This is a genomic window from Thermococcus sp. EP1 (genome assembly GCF_001317345.1).
GTDB lineage: Archaea > Methanobacteriota_B > Thermococci > Thermococcales > Thermococcaceae > Thermococcus_A.
The window spans coordinates 18,539-35,072 of the sequence record NZ_JXCG01000002.1; the positions used below are offsets into that span (position 1 = coordinate 18,539).

Annotated in this window: 16 protein-coding genes; 4 read left to right on the forward strand and 12 right to left on the reverse strand. The window is 39.6% G+C overall.

The window, feature by feature from the left end; translation table 11 throughout:
• Positions 1-13 precede the first annotated feature (13 nt).
• Genes EP1X_RS02565 through EP1X_RS02575 form a run of 3 tightly spaced genes read right to left on the reverse strand, consistent with a single transcriptional unit; the run spans position 14 to position 2,396 of the window.
• A complete protein-coding gene (locus EP1X_RS02565) occupies positions 14-1,672 on the reverse strand; it encodes a hypothetical protein (protein ID WP_055281435.1) in 1,659 nt (552 codons plus the stop codon).
• 43 nt (positions 1,673-1,715) lie between these two features.
• Positions 1,716-1,982: a hypothetical protein gene (locus EP1X_RS02570; protein WP_055281437.1), complete on the reverse strand. Its 267-nt coding sequence runs from the start codon at positions 1,980-1,982 to the stop codon at positions 1,716-1,718.
• Between the two features lie 6 nt (positions 1,983-1,988).
• Positions 1,989-2,396 carry a DUF61 family protein gene (locus EP1X_RS02575; RefSeq protein ID WP_055281439.1) on the reverse strand — a complete coding sequence of 136 codons (408 nt, stop codon included), beginning with the start codon at positions 2,394-2,396 and terminating at the stop codon, positions 1,989-1,991.
• 220 nt (positions 2,397-2,616) lie between these two features.
• Here EP1X_RS02575 and glnA point away from each other — a divergent pair, with 220 nt between their 5' ends.
• Positions 2,617-3,939 carry a type I glutamate--ammonia ligase gene (gene glnA, locus EP1X_RS02580; protein ID WP_055281441.1) on the forward strand — a complete coding sequence of 441 codons (1,323 nt, stop codon included), beginning with the start codon at positions 2,617-2,619 and terminating at the stop codon, positions 3,937-3,939.
• Here glnA and EP1X_RS02585 read toward each other — a convergent pair.
• From EP1X_RS02585 to EP1X_RS02620, 8 genes are all read right to left on the reverse strand, one after another.
• Positions 3,930-4,778 carry an EamA family transporter gene (locus EP1X_RS02585; RefSeq protein ID WP_055281443.1) on the reverse strand — a complete coding sequence of 283 codons (849 nt, stop codon included), beginning with the start codon at positions 4,776-4,778 and terminating at the stop codon, positions 3,930-3,932. The two genes, glnA and EP1X_RS02585, sit on opposite strands and share 10 nt — an antisense overlap.
• 12 nt (positions 4,779-4,790) lie before the next feature.
• Entirely contained in the window at positions 4,791-5,555 is a 765-nt protein-coding gene (locus tag EP1X_RS02590) for an NAD+ synthase (protein WP_055281445.1), read from the reverse strand.
• 4 nt (positions 5,556-5,559) lie between these two features.
• Positions 5,560-6,030 (reverse strand): hypothetical protein, encoded by a 471-nt coding sequence (locus EP1X_RS02595; RefSeq protein WP_055281447.1) that lies wholly within the window; start codon positions 6,028-6,030, stop codon positions 5,560-5,562.
• A gap of 60 nt (positions 6,031-6,090) precedes the next feature.
• Positions 6,091-7,098, reverse strand: a complete 1,008-nt coding sequence (locus EP1X_RS02600; protein WP_055281449.1) for an ABC transporter ATP-binding protein — start codon at positions 7,096-7,098, stop codon at positions 6,091-6,093.
• A 10-nt stretch (positions 7,099-7,108) separates the two neighbouring features.
• On the reverse strand, positions 7,109-8,068 hold the full coding sequence (locus tag EP1X_RS02605; RefSeq protein ID WP_055281450.1) for an ABC transporter ATP-binding protein: 960 nt from the start codon (positions 8,066-8,068) through the stop codon (positions 7,109-7,111).
• 10 nt (positions 8,069-8,078) lie between these two features.
• Complete coding sequence (locus tag EP1X_RS02610) at positions 8,079-9,521, reverse strand: ABC transporter permease (RefSeq protein ID WP_055281452.1); 1,443 nt, start codon at positions 9,519-9,521, stop codon at positions 8,079-8,081.
• A gap of 11 nt (positions 9,522-9,532) precedes the next feature.
• Entirely contained in the window at positions 9,533-10,594 is a 1,062-nt protein-coding gene (locus EP1X_RS02615; RefSeq protein ID WP_055281455.1) for an ABC transporter permease, read from the reverse strand.
• Between the two features lie 258 nt (positions 10,595-10,852).
• Positions 10,853-13,624, reverse strand: coding sequence for an ABC transporter substrate-binding protein (locus EP1X_RS02620; RefSeq protein WP_055281457.1), 2,772 nt, complete (start codon positions 13,622-13,624; stop codon positions 10,853-10,855).
• Positions 13,625-14,128: 504 nt separating this feature from the next.
• Here EP1X_RS02620 and EP1X_RS02625 point away from each other — a divergent pair.
• The 3 genes from EP1X_RS02625 to EP1X_RS02635 all read left to right on the forward strand — a co-directional run bounded on the left by EP1X_RS02625 (position 14,129) and on the right by EP1X_RS02635 (position 15,100).
• On the forward strand, positions 14,129-14,428 hold the full coding sequence (locus tag EP1X_RS02625) for a hypothetical protein (protein WP_055281459.1): 300 nt from the start codon (positions 14,129-14,131) through the stop codon (positions 14,426-14,428).
• Positions 14,429-14,627: 199 nt separating this feature from the next.
• The gene (locus tag EP1X_RS02630) at positions 14,628-14,801 is read left to right on the forward strand and encodes a zinc finger domain-containing protein (protein WP_055281461.1); all 174 of its coding nucleotides are present in this window, start codon (positions 14,628-14,630) and stop codon (positions 14,799-14,801) included.
• A gap of 11 nt (positions 14,802-14,812) precedes the next feature.
• Complete coding sequence (locus EP1X_RS02635; RefSeq protein WP_055281464.1) at positions 14,813-15,100, forward strand: elongation factor 1-beta; 288 nt, start codon at positions 14,813-14,815, stop codon at positions 15,098-15,100.
• A 99-nt stretch (positions 15,101-15,199) separates the two neighbouring features.
• Here EP1X_RS02635 and EP1X_RS02640 read toward each other — a convergent pair whose 3' ends face one another.
• Positions 15,200-16,222 carry a lipopolysaccharide assembly protein LapB gene (locus EP1X_RS02640; RefSeq protein ID WP_055281466.1) on the reverse strand — a complete coding sequence of 341 codons (1,023 nt, stop codon included), beginning with the start codon at positions 16,220-16,222 and terminating at the stop codon, positions 15,200-15,202.
• Positions 16,223-16,534 lie beyond the last annotated feature (312 nt).

Here is a 16,534-nt window from a genome sequence, read left to right on the forward strand (position 1 = left end):
TAAATATTTTGGACTATTTTTTCGGTAATTCTCTGTACTCTTTGATCTCGGGCTCTTTTGGTCTCTTGAACTTGCCTATGGGGGATCTTCTCTTGGGTTTTGGTCTCTCACGTCTTTTCTTTGAAGGTGCTGGTTTCAAATAGAGAATCAGTAATACTAAGAAGATTATTATGAGTAGTATGGCGATATATGTAAGAATATTTCTTTGTTGTGGGGCTGGAGTAGGAATAGTAGTGTTTGTTGTGGAAGTTGGAGGGGTTGATGACTGTGAGGAAATGGAAGTTGGAGGAGCAGGAGGTTTTATCTCCAGATTTCCACTGATCTTCTGTTCCTTACTATTCTGTATCAGGGAAAACTCGTAGTATATCTTCTCTCCTATTGGAAATTCCATAGTAATATTCACGTAATTTTTTCCTGGAGATAGAGATAAGTCTCTTGATCCTTTGTGAATAGTTTCATTGAGCCTGAAGAATCTATAGGATAATTTAGTGGCCACTTCCTTCGAGTTGGCATTGCTGAGTGTTATGGAAAACTGGACTGTTGCCTTATTCTCGTTTAAGGAAATCTCTTTGTATAGTATATTCTCGATTTGTGGGTATGCAAGTACATTGTAGGAGATGGATTCCTGATCAAGAGTTATTTTTCCAAAGCTAATTTTGCTTATGATTTTTTTGCTTCCTGGGGATAAAGAAGGTATCTCGTCTTGGATTATTGTACTTCCTTTTTCTATTTTGATAGCTTTTGTGGAGTTGTGTAAAAGCTCATTGTTGACTCCATAGACTTCTACAGTGTAATTAATTACAATGTCCCTTTCCGAAAACAGGGTTAGATATAGGGTATTTTTTTCATCTTCCATAACTTCTGTCTTTTCCAAAGAAATTGCTGTTAAATCCACTCCAAAGGTGATGTAAAAAACTTTTGAGAAAAGATATGTGCCTTTAGAATATTCTAACTTGTATATGAGTCTATATTCACCAGCTTGAAGGTCATATGGGATTGGGATCTCTACTTGAAGTGAGTTATCTCCTGGAGTCAGATTCATGGCTATATCTGTTTTAAGATATTGCTTTCCGTTTTTCTCTAAGTACGCTGTTCCGTTTATTGATACTGGAGAATTTTTGAGATTATGAACCGTAGAGTATATTACAATGGTCTCTCCGGTGAGTATTCTGTTTGTTTTAACTGACCGTTCTTTAACTTCAACAAAGGCCTCTTTGAACATTAGAGGTATATCTGTTATTTCAAGAGTAACTGGAATTTGTATAACCCTGAGATCCCCAGAGCTTAAAAATCCCCAAAGGACCATGAAAAGTGTATACGTTCCTGGTTTGACACTTTCATTTACATAAATTTTATACCTCAAAGTTCTTTCTTCTCCTGACTTCCAATATGTATAGAGAACACCAGTAGATAGAGGCTCTCCGTCGGGTTTGTATATTTCCAGTGTGATTCCAGAGACCTCGTTGTTTTTGGAATCCAAAACGTAATATCTGCGAAACGTCACAATTTGAAAGTCTTTATCTGCATTGTTTATCAACGTTAGAGTTCCTTCTTTGTAGTCTCCCGAAATCAGGACTATTTTTTCTTCTAGAGTTGAGAATAGGAGGGTTTGTGAAGATACCATAGATGTGATCAGTAGGAGTACTATAAGGACTATAAGTTTCCTTCGCATAAATCTCCCCCTATATAGTTAGTATCTCAACAAATATAAAACTTCACATTAAAAGTAGGAAAATTCCAAGCACAGTAAAACCTACAAAGAACAATAAGCTTGCTCTGTATAGTGGAAGTTTTGAAAATTGTCTCTTAACTAAAAGCGCTATGATAGTCAATAGAAGTCCATAAAATGATGCAAAAATTCCAAGGGCAATTTTAATCTCTACGTTGAAAATTAACATAATACCCAAAATAGCTCCAGCAAATACGGTTATCTGGGGGATTGTGAATAGATAATAGTTAAGTAATATTTTGTTATCATCCATCTTCTCTCACTCCACAATAAATGCGTAGGTTGTTGTAGTAGGAAGTTTTTTTCGTATTTTTGGTAATAAGTAACGAGGAAGGATTATTTCAGTTTTTTCCTCTAGCATATCGTAGTTCCCAAGAATTTTTTCAATGATCTTTACAGCGACTTTACCCCTTACTCTAAAATATCCGTGCCAGGTGGTGGTGATTTCGAGGATTATTGGAATATATAAGAACTCTCTTTCGTGTTCTTCGATTAATGAGAGGATGTACTCGAGTTCCTCTCGTTTAAAATAGTGAAACTGGCCATCTTTAAGTTGCACTTTTGGTTCTTCCTCTTTAAGCAGTTGGGAAAGTTTTTTCCTACTTTTTGGAAGATGTACATTCAAACGGGAAAGTTCTTTCTGTATAATTTCATCATCTTTGGGCATGTTTGAATTTTTGAAGGGAGAATAAAAAGGTTTTTCCTAAAATGCTATTGACATATATGTATCAAAAATATATGTGATCTGGTCTAGTTTTGTACATGAAAGTGTAACTCGGGATAGAAATTGCCATTTTGACAATAGTTCATTAGAAAAGCTTATATTAGAAATATTGTATAAAAATGCTGGACAATAATGAAAATATTATCATTAAGGTGGGGTAAAAATGAACGATATCAAATCCGTTGCAAGAGGGTTTTCGGGTAAACCACGTTTTCTCCAACTTGTTTTTGTGGATATAGATGGTATTGCTAAAGGTATGGAGGTGCCAATAGGGAGATACGAGGAAGTTATAACTGAAGGGATTTCATTTGATGGTTCATCAATTCCAGGATTCCAAGGAATAGAAGATAGTGATCTCACTTTCAAAGCAGATCCGGATACTTATGTGGAAGTACCGTGGGAAGGCGTGGCGAAGGTATTTGGATACATATACAAGGGCAATAAACCATATTATGCAGACCCGAGAAGAGTTTTGAAATCAGTCACTGAGGAGTTAGAAAAGGAGGGATTAACGGCATATATAGGTCCAGAGCCCGAGTTCTATTTATTTGAAAAAAACGGCTCATGGGAGCTCAAACTTCCGGATGGGGGAGGTTATTTTGATTTAATTAATCTAGACAAGGCAAGGGAGATTAAAAGGACAATAGCTCACTACATGCCATCCTTTAAGTTAATCCCAGAGGTTTTACACCATGAAGTGGGCCCCGGACAGCATGAGATAGATTTTCGATTTGCCGATGCCTTAACAACTGCGGATAATATAATTCGATTTAAGTATCTGGTGAAGGCTGTTGCAGAGAGTTATGGCCTTTATGCCACATTCATGCCAAAACCCCTTTTTGGAAAGCCAGGTAATGGGATGCACCTCCACATAAGTCTTTGGGAAGGGAACAGGAATATTTTCATTGGAGAAAAAGGGTTAAGTGAAGAGGCCCTTTACTTTATAGGGGGGATCTTAGAACATGCAAAGGCTTTAACGGCAATCACAAATCCAACTGTTAACTCGTATAAAAGATTAGTTCCAGGATATGAGGCACCCGTTTACATATCTTGGGGTTATGCAAACAGGAGTGCTTTAGTAAGGGTACCCGCATATAAAGGAAATGGTGCAAGAATTGAATATAGGTGTCCTGATCCGAGTGCGAATCCATATTTTGCATTTGCTGCAGTCTTGAAAGCTGGTATGGATGGAATAAAACAACAGATTGAACCCTTTGCACATGTGGAGGAAAATGTTTATGAATTAGACGAGAAAAAACGAGCTTTATTAGGAGTGGATACTCTGCCTTCAACCTTAGAAGCCGCACTTGAAGCTCTTAGAAAAGACAAGGTTGTTAAAGGTGCACTTGGTGAAGCATATCACAACTTCATTAAGTATAAAACGGAAGAATGGAAGAGCTATCAGGAATATTTGGAGAAAAGTGGGATACCAATGAATACAATAGAAATCACTGAGTGGGAACTAGAGAGGTATTTTTATGTTTGATCTTTTTCCTTTTCTTCGATGTGAAGAATGAGTGATCCTAAAATTATGAAAATTGCTCCTATTATCTGTTTTAATGTTAAGACTTCGTGGAATATCGAGTAGGCCAAAATTAAAGCCACCACTGGTTCTATCGTAGATATGATGGATGCTTTACTAACTTCGACTTCCTGAAGGGCTCTATTGTAAAGAATATATCCCAAGAATGTGGGAAAGAATGCAAGCCCGAATAGGTATGGGATAGATTCATAGGGTACTTTAAAATTAGAAAATGGGGCTAAAAATAATGCTCCAAAACCGATCGTGTAAAGGAGAGCCTCTTCTGGTCTTTCACTTTTTACAGCAATTTTAGCCAAAATACCATAAAGTGCATATGTTAATCCAGAGAGCAGGCCTAACACTGTAGCGATCTTGTTACCATTCCAATGATCAAGGTTCACAACTAAGAGGATTCCAAATATCGCCATGAGTAGCGCTAAAAGTTTTGTTGTGGTTATCTTCTCTTTAAATAGGAGATATCCTAAGATGGTTGAATAAATGGGAGCGGAATACAGAAGAAGGACTGCGAAAGATACAGAGGAAATCTTTACTGTATAAAAGTATAGAATGTAAAACAGAAACACTGCAAAAAAACCGTAGAATGCGTAGAATGGCAGTCTGTACCTCTTTATTTGGAAACCATTTGAGTAGTTGTATGCTAGGAGGAGGGAAAATGCTATCAATGCTCTATAAAAGGTTATAGTAAATGGATCCAGATTAAACTGGTAAAGCAACTTTGCAAAAATTCCAAGAGTGCCCCACATACTTGCAGCTAAAAAAACTAAAAAATAGCCTCGTTTCAAGTCGTTACCTCCTTAAATTTCTGGCCCTACTGGAAGTCTGCGTTTATGTTCACTTTTTAGGATTAATGATTCTACATATTCCACTTTTTCATGGGGGATATTTAGTTCTTCTGTGATTTTTTCTTTCTCCATCTTCAAGTCGATCAGTCTGTACAGAATCTCATCTAATTGTCTATATGTTATTCCCAGCTCGTCTTCGTCGCTCTGTCCTTCCCAAAGCCCTGCACTTGGTTTTTTATTTATTATTCTTTCTGGAACTCCTAAGACTTTTGCAATTTTCCAAACCTCTGTCTTGTATAAGTTAATTAGCGGAGCGTAATCGCTTGCTCCGTCACCCCACTTAGTGAAATAGCCGGTCAAGAACTCACTTTTGTTTGACGTTCCTAAAACAAGGTAATTTCTAGAGTTTGCATGAGCATAAAGGAGAATCATTCTGGTTCTTGCCATCAAGTTTCCCCTGGAGACAGGATCCAACTCAAATCCCAAGCTCTTTTCAATTTCATCTACAATGTTTTTTATGGATATGACTTTGTACTTTATTCCAAGGGTTTTGCAAACTAAAATGGCGTCATCAAGGTCTTTGTTTTTATAATATGGCATTATGAGCCCTAAAACTCGCTCCTTTCCTAGCGCATTAACGGCAAGATATGTTACAGTTGCACTGTCTACTCCACCGCTTATTCCTATAACAACTCCTTTTGCTTTAGTTTCATTAACTTTGTCTTTTATGAATGATGTCAGTTTGTTAATAACTTCTTCATGGTTTAGCACTCTCATCTCATTACCCTCCTTTCAATTCCTCCATAAATCTCACATATCCTACCAAACTTAGGGCACTTCCCACAAGCATCATAACAAACGCAATCCACGCGAGAGGAGCGTAGGGATAATCTACCCCTTCAACATTATAGGTGTAATTTACCTCTCCACTTTCTACATTTATTTGGGGTTGAGAGAGAGGGTTCAAACTCACAGACTCGTTTTTTAGCTTGTAAACATCAATTTTATTCCCATGGATGATAATTAATGAAGCATTTTGAGAATATAACATAAGGGTTCTGTTATTTATGAAATATTTTTTCTCAAACTGGGAATCTCCAAGTAAATGTTCTCCTGCTTGAAGATCTCCGCTCCAACTTCCACTTTTTGGAACTTCGTACATGGAGATGAGAGACAATATAATTGCCAAAAGCAAAAATAATAGGCCTACTCTTATTAAACGGTACTTTATGGCATCCATGAAAGTTACCATGAAACCACCCACAACTCATTATTCAAAGCAAAATATAAAGATTAAGGTAAGAGAAGAGAACTAAATCTTTCCAGCTAGCCAGCACTCAACCCAGTGTTCGTGTTCATACTCGACTAATTGAGGATGTTTGACGTCACAAAGTCCTTTTTCCATGTAGAGACATCTTGGGTGGAATCTGCATCCTGGTGGAATATTAGCTGCATTTGGAACTTCACCTTTAATTGGAACCTCTTTGATAATGTTTCTCCTCTCTGGTATTGGTTCTGGAACAGCAGCTAATAATGCCCTGGTATAGGGGTGGATTGGATTATCGATAACGACCTTTGCTGGACCCATTTCAACTATTCTTCCTAGGTACATCACTGCGATATGATCTGCGAAGTATCTTGCTGTTGAAAGATCGTGTGTAATGTAGAGGTATGTAACACCCATCTTTTCTTTAAGCTCCTTCATTAGTTCAAGAATTTCTGCTCTAATTGAAACATCAAGCATTGAAACTGGCTCGTCTGCAACAATGAATGTTGGGTTGAGGATTAATGATCTTGCTATTGCCACTCTTTGTCTCTGACCACCTGAGAGCATGTGTGGATGTCTCCCTACGTAGTCCTCAGGTGGGACTATCTTTACCATTTCAAGGGCTTTATAGATGAGCTCTTCTCTTTCAGCTTTAGTCTCGCCAATACCGTGGATTAATAGTGGTTCTTCCAAAACGTTGTATATTCTGAATCTTGGGTTCATTGAAGAGAATGGGTCTTGGTATATCATTTGGACTTTTCTTCTATACGCCTTTATCTCTTCTTGAGTTTTTAGTTCGGTTACATCCTGTCCCTCTAAGTATATCCTACCATCAGTTGGTTCAAGAAGCTTCATTACTAGCTTTCCAGTAGTAGTTTTTCCACATCCGCTCTCTCCTACTAGAGCAAAGACCTCTTGCTTATTGACCTCAAAATTAACTCCATCGACAGCTCTGACAAATCTTTGTGCCTCTCCCCTAAGTCCCGCTAGTAATCCTCTCTTAATTGGGAAGTGTTTTTTGAGATTTTCAACTTTTAATACAGGCTCCGCCATTTTTCATCCCTCACAACAACCAGCATGCAGCATAGTGGTCTTTTTCAATTTCTTTCAACTCTGGAACTTGTTCTTTACATTGTTGCATTGCATATGGACATCTTGGGTGGAATCTGCATCCGCTTGGTGGCGTTATTAGGTTTGGTGGTTGACCTGGGATAAATTCCAGTCTTTCAACGTCTTCATGTAATCTTGGAATTGCAGAGAGGAGTTTTTGTGTATACGGGTGGGCAGGTTCATAGTAAATCTTCTCACTGTCACCGATTTCCACGATCTTTCCGGCATACATTATTGCTACCCTGTCACTAACTTCTGCTAAAATGCTCAGATCGTGGGTAATGAATATCATGGATAGACCAAGTTCCTTCTTTAATTTCTTCATGAGGTTTATGATTTGGGCTTGGACAACAACGTCTAGAGCAGTAGTGGGCTCGTCTGCAATGACAACCTCTGGGTCAAGCAGTAAAGCAGTTGCAATGACAACTCTTTGTTTCATACCACCACTAAGTTCGTGTGGATATCTATATACAATCTCTGGTGCAAGTCCTACCAGCTCTAAGTACTTCATAGCCCTGTCTAAGGCTTCTTCTTTTGTCATACCTTTATGGTAGATTAGTGGTTCTATCATTTGGTATCCTATTGTGTAAACGGGGTTCAATGCATTCATGGCACCTTGGAATATCATGGCGATCTTTTGCCACCTTACCTCTCTCCTAAGGACTTCTTCTGGTAATCCTACTATTTCTCTACCATCAATTTTTATGCTCCCACTGACAATTTTTCCTGGGGGTGTTGGCATTCCCATTAAAGTGAAACCTAAGGATGATTTTCCACATCCGCTCTCTCCTGCTAGCCCAAGCACTTCTCCTTTCTTGAGTTCAAAGGTGAGATTATCAACCGCTCTTACAGCACCTCGTGAAGTGAAGTAGTACATTTTAAGATCTTTAACTTCAAGTACATTCCTAGCCATTTTATCCACCTCACAGTCTCTTCAGTCTTGGGTTAAGGACTCTATCTAATGATATACCAATCAACACGAAGGTAAATGCTACCAAGGTGATTGCTAGCCCAGGTGGAATAACCCACCACCAATATCCGTTGATTGTAGCACTTTGTGTCTGAGCGTCATAGAGGATCTGCCCCCATGTAACTGCAGTTGGATCACCAAGTCCAAGGAAGCTGAGAGAAGCTTCTGTTAACACCGCTCCAGGAACGTTAAGGGCCATTGCAGCGAAAGCATAAGGCATGATTTGGGGCATTATGTGTTTGAAAATTATTCTTCCAGTACCAGCACCAAGGGCAATTGCTGCTTCTACGTATGTTTGCTCTTTAATCTGGAGAGCCATACTTCTGGCAACTTTTGCAATTCCAGTCCAGTAGAAGGCCACCATCAGGAATACTATTGTCCATAGGCTGACGTGTCCCTTAAAGGCTGCACCAAGGAGAATAAGTATTGGTAATGTTGGGATTGAGGCCCAGAATTCGTTAACTCTTTGCATGAACTCGTCTTTCCATCCTCCAAGATAGGCACTTGTAACTCCATAGAAAATACCAATAAGAACTGTAAGAACTGCCACTGTAACACCTACAGTAAGTGAAACTCTAGTTCCCCAGACGAGACCTGCCCATAAGTCTCTAGCTTTATAATCTGTTCCCATTAATCCATATGTTCTTCCTGAGAGCACGATTTCTGTGTTGCTTAGATCTACTTGATCTCCTTCTTTGAATGTGAATATATCTACTTGGAATGTGTATGTTCCTTTAAGGGCTTCTGGATTAGTGAGGATACCCTCCTGAGCTTTTGCAAATATTACCTTCATTGTGTCCATAGTGCTTTTGAGAGTCTCTCCACTCTCAGCGATCTTTTGGGGATCTTCAAATTCAGAGGCCCAACGGAATACGGTGTTTCTCACTTTTCCGTCTTTTGCTAACTGATATATAGAACCCTCTCTCAAGTCAGTGTTGAGTAGTTCAATTTTAACTCCATCTGGTCTTACAAGGGTTATTATGATTTGTGCTGGGGAGTTTAGGTCTGTAAGTTTGACTCCTATATTCCTTATGATGATGTCTGAAGGAGGCGTGTCATAATTATTTTCGTATGTAAACTCAAATCCATAATATTTCATTCCTCCGCCGATGTCTTCTCCTTCTGAGACTATTGTCAAATCATTGGATGTTAAAATTTCATGAGGGGCTAACTTCTTGGTAGTGAAATAATTATACCATACAGGTGGCACTGTGGTTGGATTTCCTTCCCAATATTGACCCCATTTTTTGGGAATATCTGGCTCAGTTATATATGGAGCTCCAAGTGCAGTGACTATTAAAAGGAACAAAAGTACTAATCCGAATAATCCTCCTTTTTGTCTTCTAAATTCGAACCAGAACTCTTTCATACTTGCTTTTACGTCGACCCATCTCATCCTTCCTCACCTCATGTTTGCTGTGATGCACCAACTTTAACTCTTGGATCGAGGTATCCATACGCTAGGTCTGCTATGATCATTGCTATTAAATATAGAGCAACTGTAACGAATGTTACACCCATTAGGAGTCTAGTTTCGTTTTGTTGTAGTGCAGTCCAATAAAGTCTTCCCATTCCTGGCCAGTTGAATACACTCTCGGTAATGATAGCACCACCAATTGAACCTAGAAGGCTGAAGATTGTCATGGTAACTATAGGTGGAGCTGAAGCTCTGAGAGCGTGCCCATATATAACTTTCCTCTCAGGTACACCTTTGGCTCTTGCGGCCATGATAAAATCCTCTTGCATTGTACCAATCATAATATTTCTTGTTGTCCAAGCCCATCCACCGAATAAAACGAACACTATTGTGGTTACAGGAAGCACCATATGGTAAAGAACGTCTAAGTAATACGCGACTCCTTCTTTTGGTGGCATTGAGGTCATTCCACCACTTGGGAACCACCCCATTTTGAATGAGAATATGAGGATTGATATCATTCCGAACCACCACATTGGTATACTGCTTGTGACCATTGCTACTATTGAGACACCTCTGTCCAAGAAGCTCCCTGCCATTTGTGCTGCTTTAACACCTAAGAGTAGGCCTATGAATATAACAAATATTTGAGCTGTAGTGAAGAGGATAACAGTTCTGGGGATAGCTTTCGAAATTATTTTACTAACAGCAGTCTCACCAAATATCGGAGATTTGGTATTTCCAAAATTCAGCGTTAATGTGTCTTTCGTTCTTTGTACCACTCTAACCCAAAATGGCTTGTCTAATTCATAAACGTGAATAAGTCTGTTGTATTCTCTTTGATACCATTCTTGAAGCTTTGCAGGATCGGCAGCCAATTGCCTTTGGAGTTCTGGATTTGACCTAAGTTTGAGGTTTATTTGTTCCTGGATTGTTGATCTAATGTCCTCTTCTGCGACTTTCGTGAAGAGAACTGAAACTAGCAGGGTAACTAAAGCGAGAACTAGCAGTGCATTGAGAAGTCTAATTGTAATGTATCTACCATATCCCAACTTACACACCTCCATTCAAATGTGTACATTAAGGCTTTTTATCATTCATCAACATTTTCAAGTCTGTAAAACTTTATATATTTTTCTATTTAATGCGCAATAAAAGGCTTATAAGTACAAGCAGAGACATAGAAACACGTTTAGATGCATATCAAAAGACAGTTCGTAAGTTTAATGAAAAATACACCAAACTTTTGAGAATTTTCCTTTGATAAAAGCAAATAGAAAAGAAATTAAAAATCTAAAGGAAAGAGGACCTCACTTTCTTTTTCTCAAGAGTAGTGGTACTAGTGCAAGGCCCACAAGTACAGCTGGACCACAGATTCCACCGGTCTCTGTTGGTGACTCGGTTGGTGATGTTGGTGATTCTGTTGGTGACTCGGTTGGTGATTCTGTTGGGGATTCGGTTGGTGATTCTGTCGGTGAGGTTGTGGGCTCTTTCTTTATGACAATTATTGTCTTCTTGTCAGTAAATGAGACAACGCCTTCCTCTAGTCCACCTTTTACGTAAACTTCGTACTTTCCAGCTTCCCAGTTGGCAGTTTCTGAGCCTGGGATTGTTATCTCAAAGTTTCCAGCTGTTGCAAGTTTGGCCTCTCCGCTGAAGACAGTTTGTCCTTGCTCGTTCTTCACTTCAACAAACACGAATCCCATGTCAGCTGGTTTGGTACCGGTCTCTGGGTACTCTTCGACCATGTTGGCCTTTATGGTTATTTTTACATCTTCGCCAGTGTTTATCTTGGTTGGAACATCGATTCCAGCAAGGTCAAGCTTTGCGAGTATTAGTTTCTCTTTCCAGTAGTCGAGATCGAATGGGTATGTTGGGTCTCTGAATGCTCTTAACTCAAGGAAGATCTTGTCTGGGTCATACTTCTCGAGGTAGAATGGTCCGTTGCTTATTACTGCGTGACCTTTGCTGTTGATCCAATCGAGGATCTTGGTATATCCTTCACTTGGATCGCTAACGTCTCCGGCAATGGCGGGTGGGATAGCATTCTTGTTCTTCAGAGCTTCGAGGACTTTCTTCAAGTCAGCAACGTGGTCTGCTACGAGAAGGTCAAGCTGGGCGACTCCTTCTGCCTCCTCACTGAATGAGTATTTCTGGGATGCACCATATTCCTCTCCTTTTGCAACGAGTTCGCCCATTGAATAGAGGAGTTGCCATGGTAGTGAAGCCCAGAAGACGTTCATGTTGGCGGTAACGTCATCAGCAACTGGGTGTGTTAGGTCGCTGTAGACAACGTAAGTGTCCTCATCAACCCATTGGATACCTTTAACTTTTGCAAGGCTCTCTGCGGCTGAAGAAAGCTTGTCATCATAATACACATCGTCGTCTCCGTCTTTGGTTGACCACTCCCATGTGAATGCAGCAGCGTACTTGATGTCGGCCATGCTCATTGGGTGTCCGTCATGCCAGTTGCCAAGCCTACAGTCGTAGGTAATTTTGACTTTTGCCTCTTCGCCAGCGTGGGCAACAACCCACTTGTCTTGCACTGTGTCGTAAATTACAGCATCATCTGGAACTGTAACTGGCCCTCTCTCAACCTTGTAGTCACATCTAACTGGGATGTATGTTCCAGTTGCTAGGTCAGTGTACATAGCATAGTCATAGATTACTCTCCAAACTACTGCGCTGTAAACGTCATCAATACCTCCAATTGGGTTGAAGGCGCTCATGAAGAGTGCACCTGTTGCTGAGAATTCGGCTACTTTAACCACTTTGTCTGGGGTTTCAGGTGTTATGAGAGCCCATCTGCTCCATAATCCTGAGGAAACGTCTCTTGCAATTGCCTTGACTCTGTCTTTGTTGACTGGGAAGTATTCCCAGGTCTCGACAAGGAAGGTCTTTTGTGAGTCTCTTACACCAAGGGCCATTGAAATCTTCTGGAGGTCCCAGTATTGGTCAACGTTACCCTCTTCCATTTCGTAAGTCTTGCCGTTGAACTCAACACTACCAAGAACGAGCATCTTGGTGACCTCTTCTTCAGTCATGTCATAAAGCTCGGCAAGTTTGTCAGGAGTGTTGTAGTACTTGAGTTGGAATGATTCTATGACGGCTTCAGCTCCTCCGAGTTCATCAATCAATTCTTTTACAGTTATTAAGTCACTTTCTGGCATGTGCCATCCTACTGCTGCGGGAAGCCATCCATACCAGCTTGTGTACCACCATGCAGTGTAGTCGTCAGGCCACTTGATGTTAACTGTGGAAACCCAACCAGCAGTGTACATGCTCCATTGGAAGTTCTTTGGATCACCAGCATAAACAGTGCTTGAAGCTTTTCTTCTATCCCACAAGAGTCTCTCAACTTTGAAGCCCCAGAACTTCTCAATCAAGTCAGCAACGTAAAGACCAAGGTCTTTTCTGTGATCTTCAATTCTTATGATGAACTTGAGTGTAACAGGCTCGCCCTCAAAGTACCAGAAGCCATCGTCACCTTTCTTAAGTTCATAACCTTGCTTTGCCAACTCATCAGCAGCTTTTTTCATAGCATCTTCAACAATCTTTTGGGCCTTTGCTAGGTCAGCAACGGCTGTGATTCCCATTGCTTTATAAACTGGTTCGAAGTATGAGTTTGCACCAGTGCTTGGTCTTATACCACCGAGCATTGGTTGTCCTGAACCTTGGAGTATGTTTTGGACAATGTATTGTCTGCTTATGAGGAAGTTCAAAGCATATCTAACGTCTCTGATTGCAAATGGGTTGAAGTACTTTTTCTCACCAACAGTGACGAGGTATGGGCTGTCGTCATCGTGGACGGGGTTGACTTCAATGTCGTTGTAACCGCTTGCAGTCTTGATAAGGGTTAATTTATCAAGGACGTCTGAGGGCAAGTCTTGGAATGCCGCTCCTCCAACGCTCCAGAGGAAGATGTCTAGGTCTCCTTTTGCAACATCAGTAATACCTGTTTCTTCGTTTGTCCTAATACCAATGTAGAGAACGTCAGGTGCTGGACCCTTCTCAGCCGCTGCTAGAGGGCTTAGTACCATAACAAAAACAAACAACAATGCCAAAATTCCAGACCTCTTCATTCACTTCGGCCTCCTTACATTTTTCCTTCAATATTGCATGCCTTAGTGTATAATGGCATAAGAATATACATCAAAAGACCTATTTAAGAGTTACGTTTCTGTAAAACTTAACCCTATTATAATGAGCTGAGATGGGGCCTAAAAGAGAATCTTGTGCTTAATGCACATCAAACTTGCCTTGTGATATCAATAATGTCACTATGAGCAGAAATGCCAAAATTTCTGGGTAAAATAAGTAAAAAAGGTAAGAGAAAAGTGTAGAAATTAGAAAAAATCGTTTGGTCGGGTTTTGATGTTTAAATCTTGTATATTTTGACTGTTGTCTTAAGCTCTAAAATAACAACCCAAGCTCTGACATACTGTCTAAGTGATCTATCATATTTCAGGGAGTTTTTGACCTTTTGACAATAAACACAGCGAAAAACTAATTTACTTAAGACGTATCTTTGAAAGTGGTGATACCTATGAGGAGGGAGTGGGAAACCAATTGCTAGACAGAATGAAATGAACTATTCTGAAATCGAAATTCTTGGTGAAATCTTAAGAGAAGGCATTTACTGGGCCTATATGGGCCGGCCGTTTGAAGTGCTGCCGTTTTTGAGAGGTAAACTTTTGAGCAAAGCTGCAAGTCTCAATGGAAATAGTAAGGAAGCAGAAGTAAATGTTGAGAGAATTTTAAAAGAGCTTGAAGCTATGTACAAACAGATCAGCATGGCTAATAAAGTGGAGAAGAAACAGATAGAGGAAATTTTGGCATATAAAGAAAAGTTTGCGGAATTTCTATTATTTGAGGAAGGTTTATAAGCCCAATTCTTTATTTTTTATTGGGATGATGAGGGAGATTTCGACCGAGCGATGAGGAGACTCGCATGGTCTGACTACTCCTTAAACACACTCTTCAAGTTGGAAGTCATGCTCATCTCGAAAGTTTTATAAATGGACTTCCTTTACTGCGTTAAGAGTTACGATAACAAAAAACCTCACTTCTTGGAGGTGGTTTGAAATGGCTGAGAGCATACCTGTATGTACATCATGTGGAAAAGAGATAACCCCAAGAGAGCACGCTACACACTTTATATGCCCAAATTGTGGAGAAGAAATCATATGGAGATGTGAAAGCTGCCGCGTATTGGGAGTTACATACACATGCCCTAAATGTGGATGGGAAGGACCTTGAGGTGAATAAAAATGAGCGATTTCAATTTAGTTGGAGTTATTAGGGTCATGCCTACCGACCCAGAGGTAAATCTTGACGAGCTTGAAGCAGCGGTCAAAAAAGTACTCGAGGAGAAATTTGAAGGTAAATATGGGATATCCAAGGTTGACAGGGAGCCAATAGCTTTCGGATTGGTTGCACTTAAGGTCTATGTGCTTGGAAAAGATGCTGAGGGATATTCCTTTGACGAAGTTGCAGACGCTTTTAGAGAAGTAGAGAACGTGGAAAGTGCAGAGGTTGAAGCAGTATCAAGATTTTGATCTTCAAAACTTTTTAAATTTTTAAATGTTCTCTATATATAGAATATCTTTCTGAATCCGAGCCATTATCAGAATTTAAAATAGTTAAAAGAAGGGGTTTTAAACTCCTATGTTCAAAACAGTTGTTCCTATTTTCTTGAGTTCATCAAGAAGTTCTTTAAGCTCATTCACTTCAATACTTTCATAGATGCTATTGTAATTGTTATCTGAACCTTCCTTGAGTTTTGCCAGTTCTCCAATTGCAGTGAAAAACTTTACATACTCTTTATTCACTTCTTCAAAGGCTTCAGCTAGGTCGTAGATGTTTTCATAGACTTCTCTGTACATCTTTTCCTCAAATAGTCCGGTTATAAACTCATAAACTGCTTCTAACCCAATGGTAAAGAGTTCCTCGTTATTCACTTCCAAGGCTTTTATCAAAGCAGTCCTTAATGCGGAAAAAGCTCTCTTGAAGTCATCTTGGGCGGCCCTTACCTCTGCCTCCACGATTTTCGTATTGACTTCTATCTCAGCATCCCTGGGACTTTTTAAGATCCTGGCGATTAGCTCCTCAGATTTTTCATAATCCTCGGTTTCGTAATAGAAGTGAGCTAGATCCAGTAAGCTTATCAAGTAATTTTTCTCGTCACCGAGCTTGTTGAACATTTCACTGGCTTTTTTCATCGTGGTTATTGCTTTATCTAATTCTCCAAGCTCAGCATAGTTTATAGCAATATGTGCTAGTGTTAATGCCTCTTCTCTCTTATTTCCAACTTCTTGTTCAAGCTTTAACAGTTCTTCATACGCCTTTATGGCCTTTTCTGGAATTCCAAAATGCTCATAGGCATCTGCAAGATGATATAGGGCATCTAAGTATTTCTCTCTTTCTTCCTTGTATTTCTCAGCAAGTTTCTTGTAAATCTCCATTCCTTTATCTAATTCACCTAAATGAGCATATATATGGGCAATTTCATGTGCAAGTTCATAAGCCTCAGGACCTTCACACTTTAAGATTAATGTTTCTACTTTTTCTAAGAACGCCCTAAGTTCGTCCTCATTTTCTATTTTTTCAAGATAATCATCAAGTATTTCGAGAATTTTTTGGCAATCTCTGCTTTCTAATGCGTTTTCAAACTCTTCCATAGTTTTCACCGATTTTTGCTTTGCTAAAAAGCTTAAAAACATTGACCGAAAAATTTATAAATAGCACAAAGGAATGCATAATCGGAATGCAAACACATTGTAACTAAAAGCAATCCTCCCACAAAAAACAAAAATATGGGAGGTGGGTGGAAATGGCCCAACTTGCAGGACAACCAATTTTGATTCTACCTGAAGGAACTCAGAGATATGTTGGAAAGGATGCCCAGAGATTGAACATTCTTGCTGCAAGAATTGTGGCAGAGACAGTAAGGACTACCCTTGGTCCAAAGGGTATGGATAAAATGCTTGTTG